Source organism: Paraburkholderia sp. OAS925 (assembly GCF_040543975.1).
Taxonomy (GTDB): Bacteria; Pseudomonadota; Gammaproteobacteria; order Burkholderiales; family Burkholderiaceae; genus Paraburkholderia; species Paraburkholderia graminis.
In genome coordinates, this window is record NZ_JBEUNO010000001.1 from 3,024,173 (window position 1) to 3,037,437 (window position 13,265).

A 13,265-nucleotide genomic window follows, 5' to 3' on the forward strand; every position below is an offset into this window, starting at 1 on the left:
TGCCGATCAAGTTGGCCGCCGCCTGTCATAAACATCGCTGCTGCCACGAAGGTCATGGCAGCAGCGCTTTCTTGGCCTCCCGGAGGATGGACGACGACAGTTGCTCGTCGTTCACCATACGCGCCATCGTAAGTGCGCCCATCATGGTTGATAGCATGACAAGCGCCTTCTTCCTTGCCGCAGCGGGTGGCAGTTCGGTGAGACGGCTTGCGATGAGGTTGACAAGGTTCACGACGCCCTCGGTGGCCGCGTCGCGCACCTCGTCGCTGGAGCGTGCCAACTCGCCTGCAAGTGCGACGAAGGGACAGCCGCTGCCAGGATCGTCCCGATGCTCCAAAGAAAGATAGTCGTTGATTGCCGCATTCAGACCTCGGACGTCGGTCGAACGCGACAGCGACGCTTCCATCGATTCGCGCAGCGACCCAGCGGCGAGTTGTAGCGACTCCAGTACTACGTGTTCCTTCGATGTGAAATGTTTGTAGAATCCGCCGTGCGTCAGGCCCGCCTGCGACATAAGATCGGCGACGGCAGTCCCGTCTATGCCGTTTTCCCGAAACCGGCTGGACGCCGCCTCGACGATGCGTTGGCGGGTCTCGGCCGCCTCCTGTCTGGATTTTCTCATGACCTCGATGATCTTTCGTTAATTTAGATTTGATATAACATCCAGCTTGCCGGTGCAAGTCGGAGATGCACTCATTGCGTAGGGAGTGACGCGAATCGTCGCGCCTTTCGGGTCCACCACCGGCGGGGCCATCAGTCGATCAAAGGCGCCTCTGCGTCGACGCGATAGCCACTCGAAGACGGATTACCAAGATCGAGGTTACCCAGAAATAAAGGGCTTTTTTCCAATAGCTCCGCCGCCCACTCCACAAAGACGCGTGCCTTAAGGGCGATCTGCCGGCGGTGCGGAAACACGGCTGCAACCGGCATCGGCCCTGGCTGCCACTGAGACAGCACTTCGACGAGTGCGCCCGAGTTCAGGTATGGCGCAAGTATGAACCGGGGAGCCTGAATTAGTCCCATGCCGTTAGCGCTGCATATTGCACAGCTCTCCGCGTCGCTGATTGAAAGCGCAGCCGGCAAGCCGACCTCGACCGCATCACCGTTGATGTCAAACATGAAGTTCGCGACTCTTCCGGTAGCGTGTGAGAGGCAGTGCACTGCAAGATGTTGCGGAATATCCTCCACGCGTTGAGGTTCGCCGTAACGGACAAGGTAGTCGGGGCTGCCAGCGGTCACTATCTCCAGATCACACAGCCGGCGCTGAATGACGCCTGGGTCGTCAGGCTCCCCCATACGGATTGTACAGTCGAGGTTCTCATCGCTCGAGTGAATGGGCTGATCATCCAGACCGATCATCAGCTCGAGATCGGGGAACCGTTTGTGAAAGTCGTCGATGGCTGGCAAGACGACAATTCTTCCAAGCGCCGTCGCGATCTGCACGGAAAGCCGACCTCGCGGTCCGTTCCGAGCGCTAGCAAGCATCTCTTCGGACTCCCTGATCTCGGCCAGGATACGTATGCAATGCCTGTAGTACTCCGCTCCTTCCGAAGTAAGACTAAGGTGTCGGGTCGTCCGCTGCATCAGACGAACCCGCAGATGTGCTTCCAGCTTCCTGACCACAACAGACACCGTCGAACGCGGAAGACGGAGCGCGTCCGCCGCACGGGAAAAGCTGTTCAGCTCGACCACCCTGGCGAACACCTGCATTGACTGAAACCGGTCCATATCGTCTCCAAGTCGACGCCGTATCAGACAACCACCCGGCTCACGAAGGAAACAAGGCAACGGCCCAGGCATCTCACCTGACCGGAACCGCCGGTGGAGAACTATTCGTTGCCACGCGGGCGTCCGGGGAGATGTCCCAGCCGCCGCCCAGCGCACGAAATGCCCCGACCGCGGCGCGCGCCGCGTCCGCGCGTGAGCTGTCCAGATCGTCACGCGCGACGAGGAGTTGACGGTCCGCGTCCAGCACATCTGTGAGGGTTATGGCCCCTGCTCTGTAGGCGCGTTCGGACAAGTCGCGGGCGCGCGTCAGTGATGCCACTTCATCCTGCAACTCCTGCCGTCGAGCCTCTGTCTGGGAAAGCGCTGTGAACGCGTTCTCAACATCCTCAGCGGCCTTGAGCACCGCCTGGCGATACAGTGCAAGCGCCTCTGCGTTCGCGCCTCGCGCCTGCTTAACCTCCGCATCCACCTTCCCGAAGTCAAACAGACGCCACCGAAGCGCCCCCGTACCGACCGGCTGAAACGCTGCCGCGGTAAAGAGGTGATTGGTGCTCACGCTGTCAAAGCCAAGCGCGCCAGACAGGGAGATCTTCGGGTAATAGCCCGAGATTGCCGCGCCGATCCGCTCACTTGAAGCGGCCACTCGCCGCTCCGCCGCGATGATGTCAGGTCTACGCCTCAAGACGTCCAGTGGCTGGTCGTTATCGTCAATCTTCGGGATCGCGGGGATGGTGGAGGAGACGGACAGTTCATGCGCGTACGTTCCCGGCTGCGCACCCATCAGCACATCCAGGCGGTTTAGTTGCGCCTCAAGCGACGTGCGCAGGATAGGTACAGTGGACCTTGCCTGTTTTAGCAGCGCCTCGGCCTGGGCAATCTCCCTCTCGTCCGCCGCGCCAGCGCGACGCCGCACCCGGACAAGCTCAAGAAGGCGTCCGTCGGTGTCAATCTGATCCTGCGCCACCGCAAGCCGCGTCTGGAACCCTCTGACCTGCAGGTATGCATCGGCGGCGTCGGCGGCCACCGTAATCCGCGTGCCGAGTTGCTCAGCCTCGGCCGCCTGCACTTCGTCACGCGCCGCAGCGGCGCTGCGGCGCAGTCCGCCGGCCAGATCGATTTCCCAGCTCGCGGTAGCCCCAACGTTGTATTCGCGCTGGTCGCGACTGTAGCCAGGAAACGTTTTCGCGATGGTGCCGACCGGACTTAACAGGCTCTGATGCTCGGCGGTTCCCGTCGCGTCGAAATCGAGCGTTGGCAGAAGCTGCGCGCCCGCCCCCGCTGCGACCGCCCGCGCCTGCTGAACGCGGGCAAACGCCGCCGCAAGGTCCAGGTTCTGCGCAAGAGCACGCTGAACGACGGTTACGAGCATTGGATCATCAAATCCGGTCCACCAGGTGTCGAGGTGCGGAGACGGTCTGGCCGCTTGCTGGGTGCTTGTCTCAACCCGGTTATGGAACGGCACAAGCTGCGTAGTGGGCGCCGCATAATCTGGCCCCACCGCACAAGCCCCCAGGCCCGTCGCGATTGCTACGCCCACGCATATAACACGGAGCAGGCTCGTTGAAGGCCGGCGCATGACCGTGTGACGTCCGTCTTCAGCCGCCTGCCGCCGGCACGCCGGTTTCGCTCCGCTGATCTCGGGCAGATATGGGGCGCCGTCATGCGGCTCGTGTCGAAGATTGCCAGCTTCACTATGCGAACCTGAAACACACATTAGTCCGCGAGCAACGGCAGTAGTGAAGATCATGTGCGCTCCTTACGGCCAAATTTGCGGATGAAAACATAAAAGGCAGGAGTGAACAGAAGTCCGAAGCAAGTCACACCCAGCATGCCGAACAGCACCGCCGTTCCCAGCGACTGGCGCATTTCAGCGCCTGCTCCTGTGGCGACCGCGAGCGGCGCCACTCCGAGGATGAAGGCAAAAGACGTCATCAGGATAGGACGCAGGCGTGTGCGTGCAGCGTGCACCGCGGCGTCAACCGGTGCGGTCCCCTCGTCCTCCTTCTGACGCGCAAATTCGACTATCAGGATGGCATTCTTCGCAGCCAGTCCGACGAGAACGACGAAGCCGATCTGCGCCAGGATATCGATGGGCATGCCGCGAGCGATCAGGCCAGTGACCGACGCGAGAATACACATCGGTACGATCAGGACGATCGCAAGCGGTAGCTTCCAGCTCTCATACTGCGCGACGAGAACGAGAAACACGAAGAGCGCAGCTGCTCCGAATACCAGGAGCGTCGGCGTGCCGTGTTGCTGCTGCTGGTAAGCCAGGTCCGTCCATTCGAAGCTGATACCCTGCGGCAGCACCTGATGGGCAAGCTCTTCCATGCGATGGAGTGCTGTACCGGTGGCGATGCCGGGCGCTGCGACGCCCTGAACTTCCGCGGCAGGATACAAGTTGTAGCGAGGCACACGATAGGGAATCGTACGGTTCTCCATTTGCGCCACTGTGCCGACCGGCACCATCTCACCGAACTGGTTTCGCGCTTTTAGACGGGTAATGTCCTGAGGCGTATGCCGGAATTGCCCGTCAGCCTGAACAATGACCTGATAAGTTCTGCCAAGGTAGTTGAAGTCGTTCACGTACTGTGAACCCAGATAGACCTGCAGTGCGGAAAACACATCCGTGGGTGTGAGCCCGACCTTTTCGGCCTTTACACGATCAATATTCGCGAAAACCGATGGCGACCCCGCATTGAACAGGGTAAAGACTCCGGCAAAACTGGGATCCCTGTTGGCCGCAGCAACAAGGGCATTCGCCGCATGCACAAGCGCCTCCGACCCAAGTCCCGCGCGGTCCTCCAGCATCATCTTGAACCCGCCCGAATTGCCAAGACCCTGCACAGGAGGCGGCGGAATGGTCAGCACATAAGCGTCCTTGATGACGGAAAGGCGTTTGCGCAGGTCGGCCAGTACCGTGTTCGCGGTCACTCCCGGAATCTCGTGGTTGTACAGCGACGGCAACCCCGAAAAAATCGTTCCCGAGTTCGACGCCACGGTCAACGTTGTTGCGTCAAGCCCAACAAATGGGGCAACGTGTTCAATTCCGCGCGTCGTCAGGATAATGTCAATGGCATTTCGGACCACTTTCTCGGTACGGTCGAGTGCCGCGCCCGGCGGAAGTTGAACCACGGTAATCAGATAACCCTGATCCTGCTCCGGAATAAAGCCGGTTGGCGTACGCGAGAATTCAAGACCCGTAATGCCAATCAGCACGACGTATATTGCGAGAACGACGGTGAGTCCACGAACGATACGACGTGTGAGGTTTCCGTACCCGAACGACAGTCTGTCAAAGCCCCTGTTAAAGCGATCGAAGCCCGCATGTAGCAGACGCTGCGCGAGGCCCCTGTGCGACGCGATATGCGGCTCATGCGACTTGAAGAGCACCGCGCAGAGGGCGGGACTCAGCGTAAGCGACACAAAGCAGGATATGACAGTCGATGCTGCGATCGTCACCGCAAACTGGCGAAAGAACAGCCCCGAAATCCCGCTAAGGAAGGCGGACGGGATGAAGACCGCACATAGCGTCAACGCAATCGACAGCAGTGCCCCGCCCACTTCGTCCATCGTCCGGTGGGCCGCCTCTACCGGCGACATGCCAGAGCGCATGTTGCGCTCGACGTTCTCGACTACGACGATCGCATCATCAACGACAATGCCGACCGCCAGCACGAGGCCAAACAAAGACAGGTTGTTTAGCGATATTCCGAACGTGGCGAGTACGATGAACGACCCAAGCAGGGAGACCGGAATTGCAACGACGGGGATAATCGTGGCCCTCCAGTTCTGCAGGAAAAGAAAGACGACGCCAACAACCAGCAGGATTGCGACGAATATGGTGACAATCACCTCGTCGACCGATTTGCCGATAAAGATGGTCGGGTCGTAGATGATCTTGTAGTCCATTCCTGCGGGGAACTCATTCTTTAGCCCGCGCATCGCGGACAAAACCTGCTGCTCGACTGCAAGCGAGTTCGCACCGGGCTCCGCGTAGATGAGCAACGTCGAAGCGTTGTCACGGTCCATGAAAGCGGTTGAGCCGTAGTCTGCGGCGCCGACTTCGACCCGGCCAATATCGCGTATCCGCGTCACGCGACCCTGTGCGTCGGACTTGACGACGACGTCGGAAAATTGCTGTGGCGTGGACAGCCGGCCGAGCGCCTCTACGTTTATCTGGTACGCGTCGCTGCCCGCCGTGGGCGGCTGGTTCAGGACACCAGCCGATACCTGCAGGTTCTGTGCGCGTAGTGCTGTGAGCACTTCACTCGCGTTCAGATTGTTGGCTGCGACCTTGTCGGGGTCGATCCAGATACGCATTGCGTACTCACGGGCACCCTGGAACTGCACGTCGCCGACGCCTTGCAGACGCGCTAGCGTGTCCTTCACGTGCAACGTCGCGTAGTTCGAGAGATAAAGTGTGTCGCGCGTTCTGTCAGGTGAGTACAGGTGAACAGCCAGCAATATGCTAGGTGTGGACTTCCTCACCTGAACGCCAAGGCGCCGGACGTCTTCGGGCAGGCGCGGTAGTGCATCCTGAACCCGATTCTGTGTGAGCATCTGCGCGACGTTCAGGTCGGTGCCGATACGAAACGTAACCGTGACCGTCAACCGGCCGTCTCCCGTGGACTGGCTGCTCATGTAGAGCATGTTCTCGACGCCGTTGATCTGCTGCTCAAGCGGCGTGGCCACTGTTCGCGCAATCGTTTCGGCCGACGCACCCGGATACGATGTCGTCACCTGCACAGTCGGGGGAACGATCTCCGGGTACTGTGCGACGGGAAGCACGAACATCGCGCCCAGGCCAATTAGCGTCAGAAAGGCACTGACCACCGTCGCGAAGCGCGGCCTGTCGATAAAGAAATGGGCAATACGCATGGCTTCACTGTCCGCTAGTTCTGTTTAGGCTCATAGCGGATCGCACCATCGCGCGTCGCCACTTTCGTTCCGGGCGCCGCAAAGGGCAAACCGTCGACGATCACGCGATCGTCCCGAGACAGGCCCGAGCGGATCACACGCAATCCCCCGCGTATCTCACCGACCTCGACATGCTTTGCCACAACCGTTCCGTCGGTGCTAACCGTCATCACGAGGTACTCGGACTGGTCGGGTAAAACGGATGCGTCCGGCACGAGCAGCGTCGGTGCGGGATGCGCCACCGCGAGACGCACGCGCGAGAACTCGCCAGGTGTAAAGCGCAGGTCGGCATTGGACACCGTCGCTCGGGCGTGGATTGTGCCGCTGGAACGGTCCAGCACGTTGTCGATGAAATCAAGCGTGCCTTGCCGTGTGTAGGTCGTCGAATTGCCCGCCGCCAGTTCGACGCGATTTGCAATCGGCCCTTTGGCGTCGCCGCGATACTGCGAAAACGACTGGAAGTCCGCCTCGCTCATATCGAAGTCGAGGTAGACCGGATCGAGCGAGACGAGCGTCGCGAGCAATGTCGTCGGACTCGTTGCACCACGGCTGCCTGCAATAAGGTTACCGGTGGAAACAAGATGCCTGCCAATGCGGCCGGTAAACGGCGCCGTGATGTGGCAGCGATCCAGATCGAAGCGGGCGTCGCGGATCTGCGCCGCAGCATCGTCGAGTGCGGCTTGCGCAGCATTCAGTTCGGACGTGCGCTGCTCGACGTTCTGCGTCGTGCCAGCATCATTGCGCTCAAGCTCCCGTGCACGCGCCAACTCCTGCTTTGCCAGAACGAGGCGCGCCTCAGCGGTCCGCCGCAAGGCAGTCGCCTGCGCGAGCCGAATCTCATACGGCACGGGATCGATGGTGAACAGCAGATCGCCCTTGTGAACGATGTCGCCGTCCCTGAAGTGAACACCTGTGAGCGTACCGCCTACCTGTGCGCGCAGTTCCACCTGATCGACGGCCGAGAACTGGCCAAGAAATCCGAGTCGGGTGTCGAGGTCGCGTACCAGCGGCCGGCTGATCGTTACCTCATGGGGCGGCACGGGTCGGGCATTGGCGACGCTATCACCGCCATCATGCGAGTAGAGAAACCACGCGCCCCCGCTTGCCATGATCACAGCGGCCGCGGCAGCCCAGGTTCTGGCGCGTCGGCCCACCGTGCCATATCGCGCACGACGAACTGTTCTGCCGTCTTCCAGCCTTGTTTTCGTATCCAACTTCGATCACCTCGAAAAGTGTTGTCGTTCGCCTCGTCGCGAAACGGCGTCTCGACCAATCGGCGCACCAACTGATTGCGCGGACCGGACAACGCGGCTATTTAGATTTCGCACAACTTCTAACTGGCGTTAGATTACATGTGAAATCTAATACGTCAAGACTTTTCAAGGCGCTAACCAGTAGCTCTACCGGCCCTCAACCGATGCATCTCAGAACCAGCAACGCTTCGCCCGATTGTTCGCGCCTGGCAGCATGTGTATTCATCATCGACGGATTTATGCGAACAACTGGATCCGCTATGCTGTGCACGCTTTTAACTACTGTGCGCGTGGAATCGCTTTCGCGTGCCATGGCAGGTGATTGCGTTTGTTCTTTTTGCGGCATGAAGGAGCGCTCCTCCATACCGGTCCTTCTTTTGTCGCGGCGCACGTTCCCTGAAGTGCGCTTTTTTTTGAGGCGCAAGACATGATCGGCGACGACGCGATGAGGCGATCCATTTGTGAGCGCGAATCGCGTGCACACAGGCTGTCCCGGCAAGATGTGCTTTCCGACGTTCTGGATCTGATACGGCTACGAGGCGAATCAATCGAGATATACGAGACGGTCGAGGCGCAACGCAAGCCCTTTGATGCTGGACGCGCCCGCTTTCACTTTATTCAGGACGGCGCCTTCCGGCTCGACGCGATCGCTATCGGTACGACCACGTTAGTCGCCGGTGATCTTGTTTTGCTACCTAAGGGATGTGCGCATGTTCTCTCCGCAATCCATGCGCGTGACTCTCTGCCCGGATCACCCTCGCGACCCGATGAATGTCGCGGCTTCGCCGAAAAGCCCTTTCGCGTCCTGACGGGCTCGTTCGTATTCGAATCCGCATCCGCCGGCTCATTGATCGCGGGTCTCCCGGACGTCATTCATCTCCGGGCCGACGCATCGGGTACACCGGAATGGCAACACGCGATCCTGCGGTTCGTGCGGCTGGAAGCGAGCGAGCCGTCGCCAGGCGCTGCGCTCATGATCTCGCGCCTGATCGATCTGCTGGTGATACGGAGCTTGCGCGAGTGGGTGGCGAAGAGTCCCGCTCATAGCGGATGGCTCCGGGGCCTCGGCGACGCACGACTTGGGCGTGCACTGGCGGCCATGCATGAGGATCCCGCGCATGAATGGAAACTGGGTGCGCTTGCGAAGATTGCGACCATGTCCCGGTCGCACTTTGCGGACCGATTCACGGAGATTGTCGGCGAGCCGCCGCTCAGGTATCTCGCACGGTGGCGCCTGAGCCTTGCCGCCGACCGGCTGCGCAACGGTCGTGTGCGAATCAGCGAGGCAGCGTCTGTCGCCGGTTACCAGTCGGACTCCTCGTTCTCGCGGGCCTTCAAGGCACATTTCGGATATTCGCCCGGTGCCATACGTCATGGTGCAGATCCGGATCAGAGCATGCCGTCACGCTGAGCTTCAGTCGAAAGCGATCATGCCCACGCTCTACGCCGGACCTCGCCATCACGGCAGCGAACCATCGCTGAAGTTGCGGATACCGCGCCCAGTCGATCGACGGCGACTGCGCGGCCACTATGCTGACAGCAGCGATGTCTGCGAGCGTGAATGACTGCCCTGCCATAAACGGTGCGTTTTGCAGAAACCTCTCGCTTGCAAGGAGCATCTCAAGGCTGCGCCGTTCCATCAACCCTTGCCCCTCCTTGCACCCTTTGTTCTTCAGAAAGAAGGCCGCGTGGCTGGGCGCAATCACGTCAGTCACGAAAAAGAAGAATCGCTCGAGTGCAAAGGGCGCCGATGCATCCGTTTCGGGCGGTAACAACCTGCCTCCCGCTCGTCGCGCAAGGTAAAGAAGAATCGCATTGGACTGCGCGAGGACGAGCGGAGGCGCCGCCGACGAGCGAACTCGCAGCACCGGCACTTTTCCACTCGGGTTCAGTGAAAGGAAGTCTGGTGTGCGCTGCTCCCCCGCCCGAAGATCGAGCTTCACGACCTGGTGAGCGATCGCGAGTTCCTCCAGCGCAATCGCCACACGAAGACAGTTACCCGTCTTCGCGCCATACAGGGTAACGTCGGCGGACATTGTCAGGGAGCCGGCGTTTCGGGCATGACGATGCGCTCGTACTGGCCTCCGGCCGCAGCTTGCCGGTACGCAGGCGCGTCAATCATTGACTGCGGAAAGATCGGAGCCAATGCACTGGCATCATCCAGCCGCTCGACGTGATGCTGTGCAAGCGTGAGCTTTGCAGCGCCAAGGTATGCCGATAGCTGTTCGCTCGTCCGAGGTCCAATGATCGGCAGCGAACCCTTTAGCAAGACCCACGCTACTGCCACCTCGGATGGCGTGACCCCAAGCTCGGTCGCAACCGCGAGGGTGGCATCGACGATCGCCGTACGCTGGCCGGAATTTTCCTGCTGGAATACGGCACCGCCCAGTGCTTCAAGGCGCCCTTTCTCGCCCCGACGGTACTTGCCCGAAAGCAGTCCACCACCGAGCGGCGACCACGCCACCATCCCAAGTCCAAGTGCCTGGCCTGCCGGCATCAGTTCGTGCTCGGCTGTGCGCTCGACCAGGCTGTGCTCGAACTGCAAGCCGGCAACTCGCGCCCAGCCACGCAACTCGGCGATCGTTGCCGCCCGCGCAACGCGCCACGCAGGGAAGTCGGACAGTCCGATATAGAGCACCTTGCCGCTGCACACCAGGTCGTCCAGGCCTCGCACGATCTCGTCCGTTGGTGTGATGCCATCGGAAAAGTGCACCCAGTAGAGGTCAATGCGATCGGTCTTGAGACGCTTGAGGCTCGCCTCAACAGACAGGCGCATCGCGAGCCGGCTATTGCCCGTCGCCAAAGCGCCCGCGTTGGGCGCCGCTGCCTGAGTGTACTTGGTCGCAACCACGAAGTTATCGCGACGGCCCGAGAGGAGCTTACCGAGAAACTCCTCGGATTCTCCGAACTGATACACGTCGGCGCAATCCAGAAAGTTACCACCCGCGTCCGCATATCGGTCGACGATCTCGCGTGCGGCATCAAGATCTGATCCGTACCCCCACCGGCCGCCGAAGTTGGCTGTACCAAGAACCAGCTCAGACACGCGCAGGCCCGTATGTTTACCGAAGACACGATATCGCACGATTACACCCCTTGAAGCTTCGGGAGATACGGCGCCACGGCAGCTGCCGATGTGTCGGCAGGCGTGAGGACACGACTGGTGGTCGAACCGCCGATATAGCGCTCATAGATCCTCCACCCCGCCGCCGTCTTGCGCAGCCGGTCACGCATCGGCGAATACAGCCAGATCGCGGGCAGCCCGGTATCGTTGTGCATCACCTGGCCCGCACCGAGTTTCGACGCATCCTCGGGCGAGGCATAGCGGACCAGCAGGTTTTGATATCGCACGACCACGCCGTCTTCGTCCTCATCGACGATATGGTTTGTGGCATGACGCCCCACGCCAGGTATCAGATACGGATAGTCATGCTCGAAGAAGCGCCGGATTTCGGTGTGTCCATTAATCGTTCCGTGAAAGTGGTACGCCACGGCGTCGGGCAGGAATGCCTCGATCATGGCTTCGACGTCCCATGTCTCGAAGAACCAGTTGACGCGATTGACGAAGTCGACGGCGCTCGCCCGGTCTTCGGCGCTGACTGTGCTCACATGCGGAACGGAAGGAAAGGCTGTCATGCAAAGTCCTTGAAAGAAGACGTTGATCGGAATGAGACAGATAATATGTGCAATTACACATATGAACGAAAAATTTTCAGCCTGCAAAGACGACGGTCAACAGACCTGCCCGCAGTGCAGCCGCCTGTTTGCGACTGACGCCAGCTTCGAACTCCGCCTGCGCTGCTCGCCAGCAGGGCTCAGCCTCCGACAGCTTCGCCTTGCCCGCAGCGGACAGCGTGAACGTCAGTGCCGCTTTCGGACCTTCCGCATCGCTCGTCAACCAGTTTGCGTCCCTCAGGGGTCTGAGTGCACGTACCAACGTGGTCCGCTCCATCACCATCAGGTCCGCCAGATCGGCAACCGCGATTCCTGGATGCTCTTCAACGAGCGCAAGTATCGAAAATTGCGAGATCGAAATGCCCACGCCTGACAGATGGCTATCGTAAATACGCGACACGTACCTGGCAGCGCGACGTGCAGCCAGACAGTGACAAAGATCGGGACCAGTGAGCGGTTTCATGTTTCTTATTCTCATGTGCTATTACACATTTGTCAATGCTTCGGGATAGCGGCTCACGACTCAGCCAAAGAGGTGCTTTTGTGAGGGGCCGCCTCAGAGATCGGCCGACTTTTCCGTCGCCCACGCTTCGCCGGCCGACATTGCAACGGGCTGGCGGATACGGTCGTATCGACCATCGAAAAATCTTCTCTCTTATCTTTCGGACGCAATGTCATTGAAACCGGACGACGTGCAATAGGCGGCGCCCCTGAGCCCGGTTACCGTTCGTGTTGGCGTCGCGCTCGTCCTGATACTTCCTGTCGCTAGACGGGCGCGATATTGAAATCTCATTTGGCGTCTTAACGTTCCTAACATGAAGTCTTACATTCTGCGGCTCTTTGCTGCTCTTGTCGTATCGCTCGGTCTCGTCACCCTCGCATCCGTTGCGGCATGCGGCAGCTCTTCCGCAAGCACCACGGGCACGGTCGTACTCGTACACGGGGCGTGGGCCGACGGGTCTAGCTGGTCATCAGTCACGCGCGTACTGCAGGCGCGTGGCCTGAAAGTAGTGACTGTTCAGCTTCCCCGCACGTCGCTAGCCGACGATGCCGCAACCGTCACCCGTGCCATCGATGCCCAGCAGGGCCCCGTCCTCCTGGTCGGACACTCCTACGGCGGCGCCGTCATTACGCAAGCCGGCAGCATTAACAAGGTTGCAGGTCTCGTTTATGTGTCAGCATTCGCGCCCGCAGACAATCAGTCGATCTCGGATCTGACGAGTCCCTTTCCGAAGCCGGCCTGGCAGGCGGGTCTGGTATCCGACGAAACTGGATTCCTTACGCTCAACACTGACACCTACCTGAGCAGTTTCGCACCGGACCTTCCGAAAGACACATCCAGTGTGCTCGCCACGGCTCAGGGGCCGCTCAATGCGCGCTGTCTTACCGATAAGGTGTCTGTGGCCGCCTGGAAGTCCAAACCGTCGTGGTGGGTCTATGGCGACCAGGACCAGATCATTCCCGCGGCGCTCCAGCAGGCCGAGGCTAAACAGATCGGCGCGAAGATTACGTCGATTGCTGGCGCGAGCCATGTAGCACTGATGTCTCAACCTGCCGCAGTGGCCGCGGTAGTTCTCGACGCGGCACGAGCCACCGGCGTGCTCTGACTGGTCTCGAAAGCATCAGCGCGGCGGGGCTAACGCCCGCCGCGCCCGCCCTCTTGCGCAATAGCTCACGCAGTGACAGAGA

At 60.3% G+C, this 13,265-nt stretch carries 11 protein-coding genes; 2 read left to right on the forward strand and 9 right to left on the reverse strand.

All coding sequences use genetic code 11. From position 1 onward, the window contains the following. Positions 1-52: 52 nt before the first annotated feature. The 5 genes from ABIE53_RS13160 to ABIE53_RS13180 all read right to left on the reverse strand — a co-directional run bounded on the left by ABIE53_RS13160 (position 53) and on the right by ABIE53_RS13180 (position 7,862). Positions 53-622, reverse strand: a complete 570-nt coding sequence (locus tag ABIE53_RS13160; protein WP_006051409.1) for a TetR/AcrR family transcriptional regulator — start codon at positions 620-622, stop codon at positions 53-55. A gap of 131 nt (positions 623-753) precedes the next feature. Continuing rightward, on the reverse strand, positions 754-1,728 hold the full coding sequence (locus tag ABIE53_RS13165) for a LysR family transcriptional regulator (protein ID WP_107706590.1): 975 nt from the start codon (positions 1,726-1,728) through the stop codon (positions 754-756). A gap of 73 nt (positions 1,729-1,801) precedes the next feature. Next, a complete protein-coding gene (locus ABIE53_RS13170) occupies positions 1,802-3,304 on the reverse strand; it encodes an efflux transporter outer membrane subunit (RefSeq protein ID WP_165919796.1) in 1,503 nt (500 codons plus the stop codon). A gap of 167 nt (positions 3,305-3,471) precedes the next feature. Continuing rightward, positions 3,472-6,609: an efflux RND transporter permease subunit gene (locus ABIE53_RS13175; RefSeq protein WP_107706588.1), complete on the reverse strand. Its 3,138-nt coding sequence runs from the start codon at positions 6,607-6,609 to the stop codon at positions 3,472-3,474. Positions 6,610-6,623: 14 nt separating this feature from the next. Continuing rightward, a complete protein-coding gene (locus ABIE53_RS13180; RefSeq protein ID WP_192698851.1) occupies positions 6,624-7,862 on the reverse strand; it encodes an efflux RND transporter periplasmic adaptor subunit in 1,239 nt (412 codons plus the stop codon). A 466-nt stretch (positions 7,863-8,328) separates the two neighbouring features. Between ABIE53_RS13180 and ABIE53_RS13185 the strand changes: the two genes are divergently transcribed. Beyond that, a complete protein-coding gene (locus ABIE53_RS13185) occupies positions 8,329-9,312 on the forward strand; it encodes an AraC family transcriptional regulator (protein ID WP_114156219.1) in 984 nt (327 codons plus the stop codon). Here the strand turns inward: ABIE53_RS13185 and ABIE53_RS13190 are convergent. From ABIE53_RS13190 to ABIE53_RS13205, 4 genes are all read right to left on the reverse strand, one after another. Then, positions 9,236-9,937, reverse strand: coding sequence for a glutathione S-transferase family protein (locus tag ABIE53_RS13190; protein WP_376915293.1), 702 nt, complete (start codon positions 9,935-9,937; stop codon positions 9,236-9,238). The genes ABIE53_RS13185 and ABIE53_RS13190 overlap by 77 nt on opposite strands. A 2-nt stretch (positions 9,938-9,939) precedes the next feature. Further along, positions 9,940-10,986 (reverse strand): aldo/keto reductase, encoded by a 1,047-nt coding sequence (locus ABIE53_RS13195; protein WP_107706586.1) that lies wholly within the window; start codon positions 10,984-10,986, stop codon positions 9,940-9,942. A 2-nt stretch (positions 10,987-10,988) separates the two neighbouring features. Further along, entirely contained in the window at positions 10,989-11,537 is a 549-nt protein-coding gene (locus tag ABIE53_RS13200) for a nuclear transport factor 2 family protein (protein ID WP_107706585.1), read from the reverse strand. 76 nt (positions 11,538-11,613) lie between these two features. Beyond that, positions 11,614-12,039 (reverse strand): MarR family winged helix-turn-helix transcriptional regulator, encoded by a 426-nt coding sequence (locus ABIE53_RS13205; RefSeq protein ID WP_107706584.1) that lies wholly within the window; start codon positions 12,037-12,039, stop codon positions 11,614-11,616. A 352-nt stretch (positions 12,040-12,391) separates the two neighbouring features. Between ABIE53_RS13205 and ABIE53_RS13210 the strand changes: the two genes are divergently transcribed. Further along, a complete protein-coding gene (locus ABIE53_RS13210; protein WP_107706583.1) occupies positions 12,392-13,183 on the forward strand; it encodes an alpha/beta fold hydrolase in 792 nt (263 codons plus the stop codon). Positions 13,184-13,265: the final 82 nt, after the last annotated feature.